Here is an 18,534-nt window from a genome sequence, read left to right as displayed (position 1 = left end):
CATTTTTAGTTCTATATCATGTACATAAGTGTTTCTTTAGCCAATCTACCGTCTCTTTGAGCGCCTCGTCATACACCTCCAGCAGAGGCTGTTTGTCGAACACCACCGCCTTGCCATTGCGGCTGGCGGAGGCCAGGGCCCGGACATCCTGCTCGGGACAAATGAAGTCGCGCTTGTGGCCAATGCTCAGGATGGGCACAGAGGTGCGGCTCCCCAGCAACCCCTGGGTCTTGAGGGAGAAGACCTGGCACTTGGTGCGCAGCAGATCCCACTGGGCGGCATCGGCCCCCAGGCGGTTCGCCAGCCCGTCTCGCATCATGCGCGGACAGCGGGCAAACATCTCCTGATTGGTAAACACCTGATTGATGCCGGCCCCGATGCAGACCACAGTCCTGAGCTTGAAGGGCTCGATGAAGGCGAGGCGCGCCGCCACATTGCCGGCGAGGCGGAACCCCACCATGGCGATGCGCTGATGATCGACCCAGGCCACCTCGGAGAGGTGGTTGAGCACCGCCTGGTGCAGGCGACTGGTGTCCTGCACCAGAGGCCAATGCTCCGCATAGCCGGTTCCCGGCATGTCCAGCGACAGCATGCCGATGCCGTGGGGCTCGAGGCACTTGAAGTAGAAGTTGAGGAAGTCGACCTGGAGGGCGTCTATGCCGCCGCTGACGATGACCAGGGGCACAGGCCTGTCGGTGGTGGGCAGGTGCAGATAGCCTTGAATGGTCTTGCCCCGGAACGGGACCTGCAGCTCCTTGAGGGGCACCTTGAACAGCCTGCCTGCCTCGCGGTAGGCCATGTTGCAGAGCAGCTGGGCCTGATCCGCCAGCTCGTCATTCTTGAGGTGGGGGTAGCTCGCGATGGAGTAGTAGCGCACCGCCTTGAGCAGATTCTTCAACGCCCCGGCGCTGTCGCCCTGGCTGACCAGCTCGCGCCCGGCATTGAAATAGCGGCCAGCCAGCTGGCTCCACTCATAGACCCAGTTGCCGGGCACATAGCCTTTGATGGTATCCAGATAGCGCTCGTGGCTGCGCTCCCCCTGACCCATGGCGATGCGGGCAAGAGTCTGCTCCACTTCCACCGGATCCGCCCCCTGCCAGGCCCAGGTCGGCCGGCGCAGCAGGCGGTACCAATGGGGCGACAGGGCGCCGTCGATGAAGCTCTCGGCCAGGGAGCTGTCCTGCTCATCGACCAGGCTGGAGTTGGATATTTCGGAGGTTTCCAATACCTGTTTGACCCGGGTGAACAGCTTTTCCGTCAGGTTGGTATCGTCGTTTGGTTCCAAGATGGTGACTCTTCTGTCTCAAACAATGGTCCATCTTAACCACTTTTCACCGCGGGCAGCCACATCATAAACGCATAAGGCCCCAAACAGGGGCCCTATGAAACCATCTTGCCATCAGCGCGAGCGAGCCGCCCCACCAAAGTCAGGGGCAGACGGTGCGCCAAGGCAGGGGGCGATTACTCTTCGTCGCAGATCGGGTTGGCAAACTCCAGCGCCATGTCCCAGGGCTGCTCAATCCAGGTGTCCTGCGGGATGGCGACCTCGAAGTCATCCAGCAATTGCTCACCCATGGGCTTGGCGAAGATGGCGATGAACTTGGCCTTGGGATAGAGCTCGCGGATCGCCTTGGCGGTAGTTCCTGTGTCCACCAGATCTTCCACTACCAGCCAGCCTTCACCGTCACCGGCTGTGGTGGCGGCCTTGACGACCACCAGCTCACGCTGGCTGTTGTGGTCATAGCTGGAGATGCAGAGGGTTTCGACGTTGCGAATGCCAAGTTCACGGGCCATCAGGGCAGCAGGCACCAGGCCACCACGGCTGACCGCGATGATCCCTTTCCACTGGCTGACGGGCAGTTGACGACGGGCCAGACGGCGCGCTTCACGTTGCAGGTTATCCCACGACACATAGAATTTCTTTGGCATGCTATCGATCTCAACGAGTTATAAAGGCAATCACTAAGACATAAGAGTCCCGGCAGACACACGGGATCCGGTAAATTCTGGCCCCCGTTTCCTGAATTTTGCTTGCACTTTTGCGGCCTCAGGGATGAACCCTCGGCAGCAAAAAGCAGATGCATTGAAAGCAGGACGGGCATGGCTGGCGGCCATCTCGATCTAGACCCAGACCTCAGGCCAGCTGTTGGGCCGGTATGATAGCACCCTTTGCAGATAAAATGACTGGCAAACGTATGCGAAAAACAGGAAAAGTCGGCCATCTCCTGCCCGTTTGGCCTCCCCTCGGGGCCCAGTCCTCATCAACAGGGTGCTCATTCGAAGAGCAAACCTCGAATTTCGGGTAAAAAAATAGCAGGGGGAGGATGGAACCCTCACACACCTGCTGCTTTTCTGCTTTCTCTGTCAGCCTGGCTGACTGCCCGTCTTAACGACGACCGGCGTAGGGGTTCGGATAGTTGAAACCCTGGGTATAGAGAGACTGGGCAAACCAATAGGTTGAATTGCTGCCTGACATAATGAACTCCTGATTGCTTAACAAGTTACGTACCTTTAATGCGGGTTCAGATCCTTGAACAGACACTCGGTTCCGTGGAGGCGCACTTGCTTTGCTTCGGTTCCCTGGAGGCATTCATTGTCATCCTGACAAGTGGTTGACCCACGGCGGCTAATTTACCACCCGGCGGCGAAAAGACAATATTTTTGTGATGTGCGTCACGAATTTCATCTTCTGCTGGTAACCATGGGCGAGGCAGTCATGTTCGCCATTCAGGCTCCCTTTATCAGCACAAGCAGACCGCAATTTGCGCAGATCGCTCACATTTTTGTGTGATTGACTGTATTATCGTTACCCTCTTCTGCGGCCCACTGGGCCCTGTCCATTTCCGTGCTGGTAAGGAGTCCCGACGTGGCACAGCTTAGTTCTCTGTCTCCCAAATTGATTTGGCAATTCTTCGAGCAGATCTGCTCCATTCCCCACCCCTCCAAGCACGAGGCCAAGTTGAGCGCCTGGATAGTGCAGTGGGCTCAGGGGGAAGGCCTGGCGGTCAAACAAGACGCCGTGGGCAACATCATCATCAAGAAGCCGGCCACCCCGGGCATGGAAAACCGCAAGGCCGTGGTGCTGCAGGCCCACATCGACATGGTGCCCCAGGCCAATGCCGACACCCGGCACGACTTCACCCAGGATCCCATCGATGCCTACATCGACGGTGAATGGGTCACCGCCCGTGGCACCACCCTGGGGGCCGACAACGGCATGGGCATGGCAGGCTGTCTGGCCGTGCTGGCCGACAAGACCATCAAGCACGGCCCGCTGGAAGTGCTGCTGACCACGGACGAAGAGACCGGCATGACAGGCGCCTTCGGCCTGGAAGCGGGCTGGCTGGAGGGCGAGATCCTGCTCAACACCGACTCCGAAGAGGATGGCGAAGTCTACATGGGCTGCGCCGGCGGCGTGGATGCCAATATCCGCTTCCCGCTGGAGCAGGTTGCCGCCACCCAGGGTGAAGGTTTCGAGCTGCAGGTGAAGGGGCTGCGTGGCGGTCACTCCGGGGTCGACATTCACCGCGGTCGTGGCAACGCCAACAAGCTGCTGGTGCGCCTGCTCAAGGCCGCCGAGCCGCTGGGGGTGCGTCTGGCCGAGATAAGCGGCGGTACCCTGCGCAACGCCATCCCCCGCGAAGCCCGCGCCACCCTGCTGGTGCCCACCGCCAGCGTCAGCGAGTTCAAAGCCCTGGTTGACCGCTACGCCGGCATCTATCAGAGCGAGCTGGCCGCCACGGAAGCAAACCTGACCGTGCTGCTGAGCGGCCGGGACATGCCCGCAAAGCTGATGAGCGAATCCCTCCAGACCCGCCTGCTGGATGCCCTGATGGCCTGCCCCAACGGCGTCATCCGCATGAGCGATGCCATCCCGGGTGTCACCGAGACCTCCACCAACCTCGGCGTCATCAAGACCCTCGAGGGTGAGGTCTATGTGCAGTGCCTGATCCGCTCCCTCATCGACTCGGGTCGCGAGAGCGTCGAGCAGATGACCCGTTCCCTGTTCAGCCTGGCGGGCGCCAGCTGTGAATTCACCGGCGCCTACCCGGGCTGGGCACCGAACGTGGACTCCCCCGTCATGGCCCTGGTACGCAACAGCTACCAGACCCTGTTCGGCGAGATGCCGAACGTCATGGTGATCCACGCCGGTCTCGAGTGCGGTCTGTTCAAGAGCGCCTACCCGGATTGGGACATGGTCTCCTTCGGCCCGACCATTCGCGGCGCCCACTCACCGGACGAGCGGGTTCATATCCCGGCGGTCGAGCGCTTCTGGCAGCTGCTGGTCCATGTGCTGGAACAGATCCCGGCCAAGTAAGCACGGCCTCCCGAGCCACTCCATGCCCCGCCCAGTGCGGGGCATGTCATTGGGACTGTGCCCCTCCTTTCTCTGCGTTGACCCCTTCACTGCCCCTGCCGATCCCCCTTGAAATCGTATCCATAAGCAACCCTGGATTTGAAAACCTTTTCCATGATTTATGTAAATTTACAACACAATAAGTTGATCGAGATCACAAAAGCCTCTAGCATCAAATTGTGACCAAGGTCACAGGAAACAATAATCAACAGAGCGAAGAGGTAAGACTATGTTTGAGAACCTGGCAGTGCTGTTCCACCTTAAGGGCGCATCCAGCAAGAAAGGCACACAAGAGAAAGACACTTATGCGCCTTCGACTCGCAACTACTACTTCCGCTATGGCGCCTGATGTCGCCCGTCCGGAAGTTGAAAATTACGACGTAATAAAACTACAAAACAACTCAACAATTCACACCACAGCCACCCCCTCGGGGCGCTGTCCTGCCCGGGCCAGATGTTCCACGGCCAAACCTGAACTCCAACCATGAAGATGGGGCCCACAGGCCCCATTTTTTTATTGCTCGTCCCCGACGCCACCTTGCTGTGATACCGGCCCTGGCGAAGCGGACGCCGGCATCAGACCGCCTTTCCCAGCGGCGCCGCCTCCACCACGGGCAAGGGGAAGTGGCAGGCCACCTGATGGGCCTCTGTGCCACAGGGCTCCAGACTCGGCGAGGTGCCTCGGCACAGCTCTGTGGCATAGGGGCAGCGCTGATGGAAATGGCAGCCGCTCGGCGGCGAGATGGGTGAGGGGACGTCCCCGGTCAGCAGGATGCGCTGGTTGCGCCTGCGGGGATCCGGCACCGGGATCGCCGAGATGAGCGCCTGGGTATAGGGATGGCGCGGGCTCAGGTAGAGTTGCTGGGCCTCGGCCAGCTCGACGATCCTTCCCAAGTACATGACCGCAATCCTGTCCGAGATGTGTTTGACCACAGAGAGATCGTGGGCGATGAAGATGATGGCCAGATTCATCTCCCGCTGCAGGGTGAGCAGCAGGTTCACTATCTGGGACTGCACCGAGACGTCCAGCGCCGACACCGCCTCGTCGCACACCAGCAGTTTGGGCTTGAGGGCGATGGCGCGGGCTATGCCGATGCGCTGGCGCTGGCCGCCGGAAAACTCGTGAGGATAGCGATCCACCGCACTCTTCGGCAGGCCTACCTTGTCCAGCAGCTCCAGTACCCAGCCGCGTCGCTGCGCTGTGTTGCCTTTACCGTGGATGATGAAGGGCTCCTCCAGGATCTGGCCCACTGTGTGGCGACCGTTGAGGGATTCTGCAGGATCCTGAAAGACTATCTGCATCACCTGGCGCAAGGATCGCATCTCCCCGGGTGACAACCGGGTGATGTCGCGCCCCTCGAAGCTTATCTGCCCCGCCGTGGGTTCAAACAGCTTGAGCAGGGAGCGCCCCAGGGTAGACTTGCCGCAACCCGACTCCCCCACCAGCCCCAGCGTCTCCCCCTGCTTGAGATCGAAGCTGATGCCATCCACCGCATAGACGGTGTAGGGTTTGCGCAAAAAGCCGCCACCCATCTTGAAGTGCTGCTTCAAGTCTCTGACCGACAACAAGACGCTCATCGCCGCCGCTCCCGTCCATTCAGGTGAAGAGGCGACCTGCCGCCCTCCCTGTTGCTGAAATGCTGCTTCAAGTCTCTGACCGACAACAAGGTGCTCATCGCCGCCGCTCCCGTCCATCAAGGTAAAGAGCCGACATAGCCCCTTCCCGATTGCTGAGGTGCTGCTTCAACTCCCGTACCGACAACAAGATGCTCATATGCTCAACTCCTTCCAGTGGTGGCAGGCCACGGCGTGGCGCTCGCTCAGCTGCTCTGTCACCGGTATGGTGCTCACGCAGATCTCGGTGGCGTGGGGACAACGGTTGGAGAAGCGGCAGCCCGCCGGCATCTCGTGCAGGGCGGGCACCTGGCCCTTGATGGTCTTGAGCAGGCTCTTTGGCACGTCTTCGAGGCGCGGGATCGAGGCCATCAGACCATGAGTATAGGGATGGCGCGGGTGGTCAAACAGCTCGAAGATGTCGGCCCGCTCCACGGCGCGACCCGCATACATCACCACCACCTCGTCGCACAGCTCCGCCACCACCCCGAGATCGTGGGTGATGAAGATGATGGCCATGCCGGTCTGGGCCTGCAGCGCCTTCATCAGATCCAGGATCTGGGCCTGGATGGTGACATCCAGCGCAGTGGTCGGCTCGTCGCAGATGAGCAAATCCGGCTCGCAGGCGAGCGCCATGGCGATCATCACCCTCTGGCGCATGCCGCCGGAGAGGTTGTGGGGATAGACGGCGAAGCGCTGGGCCGGCTCCGGGATCCCCACCTTCTGCAGCATGGCGATGGCGGCCTCCTTGCGCTGCGCCTTGCTGAAATCGGGCCTGTGCAGGCTGAACACCTCCATCAGCTGAGTCCCGACCGTTTGCACCGGATTGAGCGCCGTCATCGGCTCCTGGAAGATCATGGAGATGCGGTTGCCGCGCACCTTGTACATCTGATCCGGCGGCAGCGACAGCAGCTCCTCCCCCTGAAAGCGGATGGAGCCCGCCACCACCTGACCGTGGGGCCTGGGCAGCAACCCCATGATGGCCAGCGAGGTAACGCTCTTGCCGCAACCTGACTCACCGACGATACCTAGGGTCTGGCCCGGGGCGACCTGGAAGCTGACCCCGTCGAGCACCTTGATCTTGCCGTCGTCGACGCTGAACTCCACCTCGAGATCCCGCACCTCCAGGATGGGGGCCCTGCCCTGACCGTTATCAGCGGTGAACTGCCCCCCACTATCTCGGACGTCGAGGATGGGGGCCTGTGTCTCTGCCATCGCCTCCCCCTTCTCAATGATGCGCATAGGTCTTGTCGATCAGGGTGATGGGAGAGAGCGACTCACCCGCTTCCTTGGCATTGCTGGTCTCTTCCTGCACCTTGGGATCGAGCCAGAGCAGGCCGCCACTGCTGTGGGGGTAGCCGTCCATGGGCCAGTAGAGCAGATCCGGGGTGTTACGGGTGGCGGGCACCTCCGGCAGCATCACGTGGCGCCAGCTGCTGGCCCGCACGTAGTTGAGCTGCACCCCGGGCACGAAGATGGCGAGGTCATAGATGCGCTGCTGGATCTGGCGGGAGATCTCGGCTCGCTTGGTCATGTCGAACTCGACGTTGTAGGCGTCAATCAACCCGTCCAGCTCCTTGTCGGCCACGTTGAACAGGTTGTTGGTCTGGGGCTTGTTGGCGTTGGCCGAGTGGAACGACTCCCAATATTGCGGGTAGAGACCGCTACCACCCCAGCCGAGCCAGGCCGCCTCGTGTTTCTTCTCCAGCATCACCTTGAAGCCGGTGGCCCCATCCACCAGGTTGAGCTCCAGATCCAGGCCCGCCTTCTTGGCCTCTTCTTTCAGCACAGTCAGCCGTTTGGAGTGCTCCTGGCTGGTGTAGGTGAGGGCCAGGGTCAGCCGCTCCCCCTTGTCGTTTTGCAGAATGCCGTCCGGCCCCGGCTTGTTGTAGCCGCCCTTGGCGAAATACTCCCGCGCCTTGGTGATGTCATAGGCCCGCTCCGGCAGCTTGATGTCGGTGAATTCGCCAAAGCCCGAGCCGAAGGTGGTGGCCCTGTCATAGTCGCCGTGCAGCACTGTCGCAATCATCTTGTCCAGATTCATGGCGTACTGAATGCCGAGCCGCACATTGAGATCCGCCAGCTTGGGGTTGGCCACATTGAGGTGCACCCCCTGCCCCCCTTGTTTGGTGTCTGTCATGGCCATCACCTTCTGCACATAGCCCTTCTTGTATTCCGGGGTCACGGCTTTTTCATGCCACCAGTTGGGCAGTATCATCTCGAAAGTATCTATCTCTCCCTTGAGGAAGTGGCGAAACGCTATGTTGTGATCCCGGATCACCTGCACCTTGATGCGGTCGATATTGAATCTGTGCTGGTTGTAGCGATCCTGCTGGGCCCACCAATCCTTCTGCTTGCTGAAGGTGATGGACTTGCCCTTCTTCACCTCGCTCATCACATAGGGGCCAGTGGTCGGCACCACAGCCCAGTTGTACTGCTTCACCCAGTTCGGGCCCATCTTGTAGTAGTGCTTCGGCTGGGGCCAGAGCTCAGTGGTGTTGAGGAGATCCAGCCTGGCCTTGCGGCTGCCCGCCTTCACCAGGATGGTGTGATCGTCAATCTTCTCCACCGCCACCACCTCCGTGGTGTAGTAGTTGTTGAACCAGGGCCCCTTGATGTCCTTGGAGCGCATCATCTCGTAGCCGAAGGTGTAGTCGTCGGCGGTGACGGGCTTGCCGTCAGACCATTTGGCGCGGGGATCCAGCTTGAAATAGACGGTCTGGCTGTCCGGTGCTATGGCCCAGGCGCTCGCCAGCGAGGGAATGGGGTTGCCGGTGTTGGGGTGGAAGCTGATGAGCCTCAGCTGGTTGTCCAGGATGAAGGAGCGGAACGAGCCGTTGGAGTCGGGCCCCACGGTGCGAAACGTCAGCGGAAAGCTGTCGATGAAGAGGTTGAGGGTGCCGCCGGGCTGCGCCTTGGGGGAGGCAAACACAGGGTCTGTGTCATTGGTCTCCCACTTGAGATCCGCGGGCAGGCTGGCGGCCCACACCCAGGATCCGTTCACCAGCACGAAGAGAGCACCTATCCATTTGATTTTATTTTTCATGTTTGACTTCCAGGTCATGCCCCTGCACCGGGGGCGTCTCAATTAAGGGTTGGATACCCAGGGCCCTGAGGCGCGCCCCGGGTCACTGATAACGGGTAAACTTGCGCGGATCGAACGCCTCGCGGATCGCCTCCCCGATGAAGGAGACCATGATCAGCACCAGGCTCACCGCCGCCACCACAGAGCTCACTATCCAGATGGCATCCAGGTTGTTGATCCCCTGCGAGAGCAGCTCCCCCCAGCTCGGGGTCGGCGGGGCCAGGCCGAAGCCCAGGTAGTCCAGCGCCGTCAGGGTGGAGATGTTGCCCACCACGGCGAAGGGGGCCAGGGTGACTATCATCATCAGGGTGTTGGGCAGTATGTGGTTGAAGATGATCCGTTTGGTGCTCGCCCCCTGGGCCCGCGCCGCCATCACATAGTCCCGCGCCCGCTCCTTGTAGGTGAGGGTACGCATGTACCAGGTGATCCCCATCCAGCCGAACAGCACGTTGATCCCCACGAAGAGGCCGAAGTTCGGCTTGGCCAGTGACACCAGTATCATGATGACGTAGAGGAAGGGTACCTGGGACCAGATCTCGATAAAGCGCTGCAAGATGAGGTCAAAGCGCCCGCCGAGGAAGCCCATCATGCAGCCGATGCTGACCCCGATGACATAGCTCGCCACCAGGGTGATGAAGGCAAAGCCGATGGCGATGCGAAAGCCGTAGACCAGGCGCGCCAGCACGTCGCGACCGCTGGTGTCGGTGCCGAGGAAGTGGCGCTCCGTGAGGCTGGGAGCATAGGGCGGGTAGGCCTCCTCCTTGAAGTCCTGCTCATAGGGGTTCCAGGGCACCAGGGGCAGCAGCACCCAGTCCCCCTTCTCTTCCTGTGCAAATTTGCCCTTGAGCTGGCGGTAGTTGGTCTCGTACTCGTAATCGAGCCCGAACTGCTGGCCCGGGATCACGTCGCCATAGGTGGGGAAGTAGAGCTCTCCCTGATAGCTCACCGCCAGCGCCCGGCTGTTGACCAGCAGCTCCGCCAGCAGGGAGATGACCACCAGGGCCGAGAAGATGACAAAGGAGTAGTAACCGCGCTTGATCGACTTGAAGCGCTTGAGTTTTTTCAGCGTTACCGGGTTCAGGTTCATGGCTATTCTCCAAACCGCACGCGGGGGTCAACCAACGGGATGGCAACACAGATATCGGTGGCGATAGGGCGCACAGTTAAACTGGCCGTGACTAGCGAAAGATGACTCATGCTCAGTCTCCAAACCGCACGCGGGGGTCAACGAGGGCAACGCAGATATCGGAGACGATATTGCCCACCAGCATCAGCATGGAGGTGATGGCCAGTATGCCCATGACGGTGGGGTAATCCCGCTCGACGATTGCCTCGTAGCCGAGCAGACCTATGCCGTCGATGTTGAAGATGGTCTCGATGAGGAAGGAGCCGCCGAAGAAGACGGTGAGCACGGACCCCAGGTGACTGGCGATGGGGATCAGGCTGTTGCGCATGGCGTGATCGGTCACCGCCTTGCGAAACGGCAGCCCCTTGGCCACGGCGGTGCGCACGTAATCCGCCGACAGGTTCTCCATCAGGCTGTTCTTCATGGTCATGGTGAGGATGGCAAAATCCCCGATGGCGTAGGCGATGAGGGGCAGCAGGGCGTGGGCGAAGAGGGTGCGGATCTGATCCCAGCCGCTCTCCATGGAATCGAAATCGTCCCCCGGGAAGCCCCCCATGGGCAGCCACTCCAGATGGAAGGCAAATACCGTGATGAGGAAGATCCCCACCACGTAGGCAGGCAGCGCATAGGCCATGTAGATGAGCATGGAGCTCAGGGAATCGAAGCGGCTGTTGTGCCTGAGCGCCTTGGCCACCCCGAGCGGGATGGAGACGGCGTAACTCAGCAGGAAGGTCGCCAGCCCGAAGAAGGCCGTCACCGGCAGCCGCTCCTTGATGAGATCCCACACCGGCTCGTAGTAGCGGGTCGACTCCCCGAGATCCAGCACCGCCAGCTTCTGCAGCCACTCCCAGTAGGCGATCAGCATGGGCTTGTCGAGACCGTAAAAGGCCTTGAGCTCCTCGATCTGCTCATCGGAGAGCGCCTGCGCTCCCTTGCTGCCGCTGGAGCGACCTGTCTCGTTCTGCGAGACCTGTGCCTGCAGCAACATGCGCTCGACCGGGCCGCCCGGCACGAAGCGGGTGATGGTGAAGACGAGCAGGGTGATACCGAGAAACGTCGGGATGATCAGAAGCATCCGACGTAAGAAATACGACAGCATGGTGGAACCTCGTCCTTGTTGTTCTTTTATGGTCAGTCACATCCGGTGACCGGCCTATGCTTCCTGGCATTACTCACTGAATTGACTGGTATTGGCAGACAATCCCGCTCGGCCACTGTAAAAGCTCTGCAACAAAAATCAAGTAGAACTAAGCCCATCGATCGTCAGTGAGGTCCGCAGCATAACTCACCGATGTTTTTTTCCAAAAAATCCAACTTCAATATAAAAAACTGCTACCCCTTCTCATTTAACTTGTTTTTAATTATTAAAAAATTAATTACACATCCGTTTGAAATTCAAAAAATACAAATAAAAACATACAGATAAAATCAAACACCCTCTCATCTCATTTTACCTATTAAAGAAGAGGGAAATATCCTCCGGCCTGAACCTGAACTGAAATCCCCCTAGCACCGAAGATAGATTTAAATACTGCAAAAATGTCATTCCACGATACCGAGGTCATGGCGACAGGTGGTTTATCGATAAGTTCAAAACTAATCAATAAAATGGGGAAATACAAAGTTAACAACATATTTACATGAGCATCCGCATTCTTTACGGAATAAAACGCCAAAAAAATCGCCCAAATCCTGCACAGTCTTCTAATTCCCCTTCCAGTCACCATCCTGGCCGCTCCATTTGACGTCAATCATCAAAGCTTGATAAGCCTTACGCACCGCTCCAACGAGGGCGGTAAGGGAAGCAAACAAAAAAACAATCAGGAAGGATACTAACGATGCTTAGGAAAAGCAGACTCTCTGCTGCCGTAGCGTTTGCCTTGGCGAGCGCGGCAGTTGTGGTCACCCCTGCCCTGGCCGAAGAGGGCCAGAACGTCGAAAAACTGCAAAAAATCAAGGTCACCGGCTCGCGGATCTCCCGGGTCGATGTGGAAGGGTCCACCCCCGTCGTCTCGGTGACCAAGGCCAAGATCGAAGCATCGGGTCAGCAGACCGTCGCCGATTACCTCAAACAGGCCTCCTACAACTCCTTCGGTGGCGTCTCCCCGGCCTCCGGCAGCTCCTTCCAGTCTCAATCCACCGTCGGCCTGCGCGGCCTGGGCTCGGAGCGCACCCTGGTCTTGCTGAACGGCAAGCGGGTGGCAGGCTCCCCCACCATGGGCGGCACCTCCATCAACCTCAACACCATCCCCATGGCCGCCGTTGAGCGGGTCGAAGTCAACCTGGACGGCGGTTCGGCCATCTATGGTTCCGACGCCATCGGCGGTGTCATCAACGTGGTGCTCAAAGAGGGCTATGAGGGCCTGACCTTCCAGGGACGTCTCGGTTCCCCGACCGAGCCGGGCGGCGATGAAGCCAGCGGCTCCGTCGTGGCGGGCGTCAACGGCGAGAAGGGCTCGCTGATGGCGGTCTACGAGCACGACAAGAAAGACGTCGTCTATGCCCGGGATCGTGACTATCTCGCCAAGCAGGGCAACGACGCCCCCAGCGCCTACGGCCGCAACGTGGAGGGGATCACCGGCCTCGACGCCAACGGGGATCCCATCTGGAAATACGGCCCCCTGGCCGGTGCCACCAATGCCGACGGCAGCTGCAAGGAGCCCTTCATCGGCTTCGAGGGCGGCTGCAACTTCAACTACGGTCAGGTCGCGGCCACCACGGCCTCCCGCAGCCGTGACACCCTCTATCTGAACGGTCGCTACCACCTCAACGACAATGTCGACTTCGTGCCGCAGATCATCGGCTCCCGGGTCGAGAGCTTCGGCCGCTTCGCCCCCGCCGCCGGCGCCTTCGCCATAGACCCGTCCAATCCGAACAACGCCCAGTTCTTCGCCGATAACGGGCTGGACGCCGCCGCCACCCAGGGTCTGGGTGAGGCCGCCTACGCCTACTACCGCTTCAGCAACGTCGGTCCCCGTGACAACTATGTCACCGACATGACCGGCAGCCTCAACCTCGGCTTCGAGGGCACTGTCACCACAGAATCCGTGGGCGACATGCAGTGGAACGCCGGTTACATGTACTCCAAGACCGACAACAAGGAGAACGGCACCGGTTACGTGCTGCAATCCGCCGCCCAGCAGGCCATCGCCGACGGCAAGTTTGTCGGGGGCGAGTTCGATCCCAAGAGCACGGCCGCCATGGCCGCCGACACCAGCCGCCGCTCCACCATGGACTTCTACCAGTGGTACGCCGGTGTCCAGTGGGACATGGGTGAGCTGCCGGCCGGGCCGGTCAGCTGGTACGCGGGCGCCGAGTACAACGACTGGGTCTATACCGACAAGTACGATGCCCAGTCCGAGGCGGGCAACATCATAGGCTCCGCCGGCAACTCCTCCGGCGGGGTGCGCGACGTCACCGCCGCCTACATCGAGTCCCTGGTGCCCATCACGGAGCAGGTCGAGCTGAACCTGGCCGGCCGCTTCGATGACTACAGCGACTTCGGCAGCGCCTTCTCCCCCAAGGCGAGCCTGCGTTACCAGCCGCTGGACAACCTGATGCTGCGCACCTCCTGGTCCCGCTCCTTCCGCGCCCCCAGCCTGAGCGATCTCTACGCTGCTGACTCCTTCTCGGCCGACTGGGCCAAGGACTATGTCTACTGCGAGGCCAACGGCATCTCGGCGGCAGACTGCCCGAACCGCCAGTACGACACCACCCGCACCGCCAATGAGGAGCTGAAGGAGGAGACGGCGGACACCTGGAACTTCGGGGTGGCCTACAGCCCGCTGGATGACCTGAACCTCTCCCTGGACTACTACACCATCAAGATCGAGGACGTGATCCAGCTGAACACCCTGCAGTCCGTCATCTATGACGAGCTGAACAACGGGGGCTCCAGCAACATCACCCGCAACAGCCAGGGCAAGATCAGCAACGCCATATCCCCCATGGTCAACCGGGGCACCCTGAACACCAGCGGCCTGGATCTCAAGCTGGATTACCGCTACGACCTGACCTCCGCCACCATTCGCTATGACCTGGGTGGCACCTACATCCTGGACTACAAGGAAGGTCTGTACGCCGGTGGCCCCGTCATCGACAAGATCGGCCAGAACGGCAAGCCGCAGATGCGCTTCAGCACCGGCGTGGGTGTCAACGTGCCCCAGTGGTGGAACATGGATAGCTACCTGAGCGCCAACTACATCGACTCCCAGAGCCAGGACTACATCGCCGACACAGGTGAGGAAGTGGGCCACATCGCGTCCCAGACCACCTGGAACCTGAACGTCGGCGTGGATGCCCCCTGGAACGGCAAGATCCAGGTCGGGGTGAAGAACATGTTCAACGCGGGCCCGTCCCTCGAGAGCGATGGCTTCACCTATGACGAGGAGCTCTACAGCATCGACGGTCGCATCTACTACCTCGACTACGCCCAGAAGTTCTGATCCACCAGGAAAGTGACGAGCCGGCCCCCTCGGGCTGGCTCTGCCCCATGCCCCAAGGAAGTCACGGAGATAGGGTAATCCTATGAAAAAAAGGACTATTACAATGAAGAAAGCGCTCCTCGGCAGCCTGGTTTCGGCTGCCCTGCTGACCAGCTTCAATCTGAGTGCCGCCTCTGCCGGTCAGGCAGTGGACGCTCAAGCCGCCACCGACAATGCCTCCAAAGTGTCCCAGCAGAAGATCGACAGCTACGCCGAGTCTGCCGAGTCTGCCCTGGCCCAGTACAAGGCCGCCCTGCGTCAGGTCGACAGCCTGCGCACCTACAACGAGCAAGTGGGCAAGATGGTCGACTCCCAGAGTGCCGAGCTGGCCTCGATGCAGCGCCAGATAGCCCAGATCGATCAGACCAGCACCGAGGTGGTGCCCCTGATGCTCAAGATGATCGACTCCCTCGATCAGTTCGTCGCCCTGGACTTGCCGTTCCAGAAGGTCGAGCGGGAGGACCGCGTGGCGGTCCTGACCGACCTCATGAACCGGGCCGACGTCACCATCTCCGAGAAGTACCGCAAGATCCTTGAGGCCTACCAGATCGAGGAGGGCTTCAGCCGCACCATAGAGTCCTACAAGGCGAGCCTGGACAAGGACGGCGGCGAGAAGACCTACGAGTTCCTGCGGGTCGGCCGCATCGCCCTGCTCTACCAGTCCCCGGACGGCAACGAGACCGGCATGTGGAACAAGCAGACCCGCCAGTGGGAAGAGCTGCCCCAGGAGTATCGCAGTGCGGTTGAACAGGGCCTTCGCATCGCCAAGAAGCAGGCGCCTCCCGCCCTCATCAAGCTGCCGGTTCAAACTGCGGAGAAAGCATCATGAAAGGAATCAGACTCGCCATTGCCTCCCTGATAGCGGGAGCCACCCTGATCACCCTGCCGGTGACCGCCGCCGAGAAGCCGGTGGATCTCAATGCCCTGCTCAATCAGGTCAAGGCCGCCAGCACCAGCGAATCCCAGCTCAACAAGGAGCGGGAGGCCCGCTTCCTGGCTGACAAGAACGAGCAAGGGGCCCTGCTCGCCAAGGCCAAGGCCGAGCTCGCCGCCGAGACCGCCAAGGGCGAGCAGCTCAAGGCCACCTTCGATGCCAACGACAAGCAGCTCACCGAGCTGACCGAGACCCTGCGCCAGCGTTCCGGCAACATGGGCGAGATGTTCGGCGTGCTGCGCCAGTTCGCCGGCGAGTTCAAGGGGATCTTCAACGCCTCCGCCCGCCGGGTCGAACACCCGGAACAGGCGGCGCTGCTGACCCGCCTGGCGGAGAGCAAGGAGCTCCCCTCCAGCGACGACCTGACCGCCTTCTGGACCACCACCCTCGGCCGCATGGTGGACGGTGGCAAGGTGAGCCAGATCCCGGCGACCGTGGTCTATGGCGAGGGCAACCAGGCCGAGAAGACGGTGACCCAGATAGGCGAGTTCAACACCGTCTCCGAGGGCAAGTACCTCACCTTCGTGCCTGAGACCGGCAAGTTCGAGCAGCTCTCCCGTCAGCCGGACAACGCCGTGCTGGAGCCCATCGCCCAGTTTGAGCAGGGCAACGGCGCCGTCGAACCCATCTTCATCGACCCCTCCCGCGGGGTGATCCTCTCCCTGCTGGTGCAGTCGCCGACCTTCAAGGAGCGCGTCGATCAAGGGGGTGAAGTGGGCTACGTCATCATGGTGCTCGGCGTGCTCGGCACCCTGCTGGCCATCTTCTGCGGCCTGCGCCTGTCGATGATCGGCAGCGCCATGCGCAAGCAGCTGAAATCCGATCAGATCGTCAAGGGCAATCCCATCGGCGAGATGCTGGGGGCCTATCAGTCCCACCGCGGTGACAACATAGAGGATCTGGAATCCAAGCTCGACGAGATCATCCTGCGCAACGTGCCCAAGTTCGAGAAGGGCATCAGCATCATCAAGCTGATCGCCTCGGTGGCGCCGCTGCTGGGTCTGCTGGGTACAGTGGTGGGGATGATAGCCACCTTCCAGGCCATCACATTGTTCGGTACCGGGGATCCCAAGCTGATGGCGGGCGGCATCTCCGAGGCCCTGGTCACCACCATGCAGGGTCTGGTGGTCGCGGTGCCCATGCTGTTCCTCTACACCATAGTGCAGACCCAGAGTCGTCGTCTCATCCAGGTGCTGGAAGAGCAGAGCGCCGGTTTCGTCGCCCGTTATCAGGAACGTCTGCACGCCGCCAAAGCCGCAGCCTAAGGAGTCACCCATGTGGTTCTGGTTGATTGAAGAAGTCGAGTCGGTCCGCCGGTTTCTGGGATTGGGGGGCGACGTGCTGGTCGCCCTGTTCTTCCTGACCCTGATGATGTGGGCCCTGCTGCTGGAGCGCTGGTTCTACTTCATGGCGGTCTACCCCCAGCAGGTGAAGCAGACCAAGGCGACCTGGATGGCCCGTAGCGATCACCTCTCCTGGTCTGCCAAACAGATCCGCCGCGAGCTGGTCTCCCGGGTCGCCATGGCGGTGGACAAGGGGATGCCGGTCATCAAGGTGCTGATCGCGCTCTGTCCGCTGATGGGGCTGCTCGGCACCGTGGTCGGCATGGTGCAGGTGTTTGACACCCTCGCCATCACGGGCACGGGTTCCCCCAGGGCCATGGCCTCGGGGATCTCCAAGGCGACGGTACCGACCATGGCGGGCATGATTGCCGCCCTTTCCGGCCTGTTTTTTGTCAACCAGCTCGATCACAAGGCCAAGTTGGCGGTGCAGAAGCTGGAAGACAACCTGAAACACGGCTGATGCAGGATGCACTCCCCCGGCCGGGCACTGCCCGCCGGGGCACAGAACAAGCAAGGAGTTTTTGCCATGAGAAAACGTCACAGCGACAGCGGTGCCGATGAGGCGGCCATCGATCTGACCCCCATGCTGGACATAGTGTTCATCATGCTGATCTTCTTCATCGTCACCACCTCGTTCGTCAAGGAGTCCGGCGTGGAGATCAACCGCCCGAGCGCCAGCACGGCCGAGACGGTGAAGAAGGGGAACATCATGGTCGCGGTCCGCGAGAACGGCCAGGTCTGGGTCGACAAACGGGTCGTCGAAGTGGGCGCCGTGCGTGCCAACATCGAGCGGCTGCGGGCGGAGAACCCGGAGAGCGCCGTGGTGATCCAGGCCGATACCGAGTCCCGTTCCGGGCTGGTGGTCCAGGTCATGGATCAGATCCGCATGGCCGGTGTCCAGAACATCTCCATCGCGGCGAGCAAGAGCAGCTGATGCCGGAGCGAGCACCATGAGATACCTGATAGCGATAGCTGTCTCCTGTGTGGTGGTGTTCTTCCTGTTTCTGGGAATGAACAAGCTGATCACACCGGATCACCGGGAGCTGACGGAGAGAGAAGACGTCACCATGACCGACTTCATTCGCCTCAAGCCCCAGGAGACACTGCAAGAGAAACAACGGGAACTGCCCAAGCCGCCGCCCCCGAACCGCCCGCCTCCCCCACCCGAGATGGAGGTGGCGAGCACCGACAGGCCCAAGATGGATAGCGCGCCCATGGACATGCCCAAGCTCGACATCCCGGTCAACATCGGCGGCGGCAACGCCCTGGGTGCCTACAGCACAGGGGGCGGTGGCGGCGGCATGGGCGGCAACAACGGCGCCATGCCCATGGCGACCTTCGAGCCCATGATGCCCCGCAAGGCGGCGCTGGCCGGCCTCGCCTCCGGCAAGGTACTGGTGGAGTTCACCGTGACCGAGCGCGGCACCGTCAGCAACATCCGGATCGTCAAGGAAGAGCCCCGCAGCTACGACCTCGGCAAGGAGGCACGCAAGACCATAGCCAAGTGGACCTTCAAGCCGGCCATGGTGGATGGCAAGCCCCAGGCCAGTCGCATGCAGCAAGAGATCGAGTTCGCGGTCAACTAAGGAAG

At 60.8% G+C, this 18,534-nt stretch carries 15 protein-coding genes; 7 read left to right on the top strand and 8 right to left on the bottom strand.

The features are described 5' to 3' along the window. Positions 1–16: 16 nt before the first annotated feature. Both frsA and gpt read right to left on the bottom strand, forming a co-directional pair. Positions 17–1,285 carry an esterase FrsA gene (gene frsA / locus ACF2JD_RS15450; RefSeq protein WP_139744014.1) on the bottom strand — a complete coding sequence of 423 codons (1,269 nt, stop codon included), beginning with the start codon at positions 1,283–1,285 and terminating at the stop codon, positions 17–19. A 176-nt stretch (positions 1,286–1,461) separates the two neighbouring features. Further along, entirely contained in the window at positions 1,462–1,929 is a 468-nt protein-coding gene (gene gpt, locus ACF2JD_RS15445) for a xanthine phosphoribosyltransferase (RefSeq protein WP_025325960.1), read from the bottom strand. 937 nt (positions 1,930–2,866) lie between these two features. On the opposite strand from gpt, the gene ACF2JD_RS15440 reads away from it, so the two are divergent. Continuing rightward, a complete protein-coding gene (locus ACF2JD_RS15440; RefSeq protein WP_171275569.1) occupies positions 2,867–4,318 on the top strand; it encodes an aminoacyl-histidine dipeptidase in 1,452 nt (483 codons plus the stop codon). A 615-nt stretch (positions 4,319–4,933) separates the two neighbouring features. Here ACF2JD_RS15440 and ACF2JD_RS15435 read toward each other — a convergent pair. The 6 genes from ACF2JD_RS15435 to ACF2JD_RS15410 form a co-directional block, all read right to left on the bottom strand. Beyond that, positions 4,934–5,935, bottom strand: coding sequence for a dipeptide ABC transporter ATP-binding protein (locus ACF2JD_RS15435; RefSeq protein WP_440987739.1), 1,002 nt, complete (start codon positions 5,933–5,935; stop codon positions 4,934–4,936). 192 nt (positions 5,936–6,127) lie between these two features. Beyond that, positions 6,128–7,186 carry an oligopeptide/dipeptide ABC transporter ATP-binding protein gene (locus ACF2JD_RS15430; RefSeq protein ID WP_440987738.1) on the bottom strand — a complete coding sequence of 353 codons (1,059 nt, stop codon included), beginning with the start codon at positions 7,184–7,186 and terminating at the stop codon, positions 6,128–6,130. Between the two features lie 13 nt (positions 7,187–7,199). Continuing rightward, positions 7,200–9,017 (bottom strand): extracellular solute-binding protein, encoded by a 1,818-nt coding sequence (locus ACF2JD_RS15425; protein ID WP_440987737.1) that lies wholly within the window; start codon positions 9,015–9,017, stop codon positions 7,200–7,202. An 82-nt stretch (positions 9,018–9,099) separates the two neighbouring features. Next, complete coding sequence (locus ACF2JD_RS15420; protein ID WP_440987736.1) at positions 9,100–10,143, bottom strand: ABC transporter permease; 1,044 nt, start codon at positions 10,141–10,143, stop codon at positions 9,100–9,102. A gap of 112 nt (positions 10,144–10,255) precedes the next feature. Further along, on the bottom strand, positions 10,256–11,281 hold the full coding sequence (locus ACF2JD_RS15415) for an ABC transporter permease subunit (RefSeq protein ID WP_440987735.1): 1,026 nt from the start codon (positions 11,279–11,281) through the stop codon (positions 10,256–10,258). Between the two features lie 358 nt (positions 11,282–11,639). After that, positions 11,640–11,909: a hypothetical protein gene (locus tag ACF2JD_RS15410; RefSeq protein WP_392417890.1), complete on the bottom strand. Its 270-nt coding sequence runs from the start codon at positions 11,907–11,909 to the stop codon at positions 11,640–11,642. A gap of 111 nt (positions 11,910–12,020) precedes the next feature. Here ACF2JD_RS15410 and ACF2JD_RS15405 point away from each other — a divergent pair, with 111 nt between their 5' ends. The 6 genes from ACF2JD_RS15405 to ACF2JD_RS15380 all read left to right on the top strand — a co-directional run bounded on the left by ACF2JD_RS15405 (position 12,021) and on the right by ACF2JD_RS15380 (position 18,529). Next, complete coding sequence (locus ACF2JD_RS15405) at positions 12,021–14,627, top strand: TonB-dependent receptor domain-containing protein (RefSeq protein ID WP_440987734.1); 2,607 nt, start codon at positions 12,021–12,023, stop codon at positions 14,625–14,627. Between the two features lie 103 nt (positions 14,628–14,730). Further along, positions 14,731–15,495: a DUF3450 domain-containing protein gene (locus ACF2JD_RS15400; protein ID WP_404835377.1), complete on the top strand. Its 765-nt coding sequence runs from the start codon at positions 14,731–14,733 to the stop codon at positions 15,493–15,495. After that, positions 15,492–16,865: a MotA/TolQ/ExbB proton channel family protein gene (locus ACF2JD_RS15395; RefSeq protein ID WP_234566805.1), complete on the top strand. Its 1,374-nt coding sequence runs from the start codon at positions 15,492–15,494 to the stop codon at positions 16,863–16,865. Before ACF2JD_RS15400 ends, ACF2JD_RS15395 begins: the two co-directional genes overlap by 4 nt. 10 nt (positions 16,866–16,875) lie before the next feature. Further along, positions 16,876–17,403, top strand: coding sequence for a MotA/TolQ/ExbB proton channel family protein (locus tag ACF2JD_RS15390; RefSeq protein WP_106887699.1), 528 nt, complete (start codon positions 16,876–16,878; stop codon positions 17,401–17,403). 66 nt (positions 17,404–17,469) lie between these two features. Beyond that, positions 17,470–17,877, top strand: coding sequence for an ExbD/TolR family protein (locus tag ACF2JD_RS15385; protein WP_005327075.1), 408 nt, complete (start codon positions 17,470–17,472; stop codon positions 17,875–17,877). A gap of 16 nt (positions 17,878–17,893) precedes the next feature. After that, positions 17,894–18,529, top strand: a complete 636-nt coding sequence (locus ACF2JD_RS15380) for an energy transducer TonB (RefSeq protein WP_106887700.1) — start codon at positions 17,894–17,896, stop codon at positions 18,527–18,529. Positions 18,530–18,534 lie beyond the last annotated feature (5 nt).

This window comes from Aeromonas ichthyocola, assembly GCF_046087985.1.
GTDB classification, from domain to species: Bacteria; Pseudomonadota; Gammaproteobacteria; order Enterobacterales; family Aeromonadaceae; genus Aeromonas; species Aeromonas rivipollensis.
This window is presented reverse-complemented; position numbering and strand designations above follow the sequence as displayed.

What these genes read in the sequence shown, in the direction of transcription:
- gpt (WP_025325960.1), bottom strand. Translation starts at nt 1,929, where the DNA reads ATGCCAAAGAAATTCTATGTGTCGTGGGATAACCTGCAACGTGAAGCG.
- ACF2JD_RS15435 (WP_440987739.1), bottom strand. Translation starts at nt 5,935, where the DNA reads ATGAGCGTCTTGTTGTCGGTCAGAGACTTGAAGCAGCACTTCAAGATG.
- ACF2JD_RS15430 (WP_440987738.1), bottom strand. Translation starts at nt 7,186, where the DNA reads ATGGCAGAGACACAGGCCCCCATCCTCGACGTCCGAGATAGTGGGGGG.
- ACF2JD_RS15425 (WP_440987737.1), bottom strand. Translation starts at nt 9,017, where the DNA reads ATGAAAAATAAAATCAAATGGATAGGTGCTCTCTTCGTGCTGGTGAAC.
- ACF2JD_RS15420 (WP_440987736.1), bottom strand. Translation starts at nt 10,143, where the DNA reads ATGAACCTGAACCCGGTAACGCTGAAAAAACTCAAGCGCTTCAAGTCG.
- ACF2JD_RS15415 (WP_440987735.1), bottom strand. Translation starts at nt 11,281, where the DNA reads ATGCTGTCGTATTTCTTACGTCGGATGCTTCTGATCATCCCGACGTTT.
- ACF2JD_RS15410 (WP_392417890.1), bottom strand. Translation starts at nt 11,909, where the DNA reads ATGGTGACTGGAAGGGGAATTAGAAGACTGTGCAGGATTTGGGCGATT.
- ACF2JD_RS15405 (WP_440987734.1), top strand. Translation starts at nt 12,021, where the DNA reads ATGCTTAGGAAAAGCAGACTCTCTGCTGCCGTAGCGTTTGCCTTGGCG.
- ACF2JD_RS15400 (WP_404835377.1), top strand. Translation starts at nt 14,731, where the DNA reads ATGAAGAAAGCGCTCCTCGGCAGCCTGGTTTCGGCTGCCCTGCTGACC.
- ACF2JD_RS15395 (WP_234566805.1), top strand. Translation starts at nt 15,492, where the DNA reads ATGAAAGGAATCAGACTCGCCATTGCCTCCCTGATAGCGGGAGCCACC.
- ACF2JD_RS15390 (WP_106887699.1), top strand. Translation starts at nt 16,876, where the DNA reads ATGTGGTTCTGGTTGATTGAAGAAGTCGAGTCGGTCCGCCGGTTTCTG.
- ACF2JD_RS15385 (WP_005327075.1), top strand. Translation starts at nt 17,470, where the DNA reads ATGAGAAAACGTCACAGCGACAGCGGTGCCGATGAGGCGGCCATCGAT.
- ACF2JD_RS15380 (WP_106887700.1), top strand. Translation starts at nt 17,894, where the DNA reads ATGAGATACCTGATAGCGATAGCTGTCTCCTGTGTGGTGGTGTTCTTC.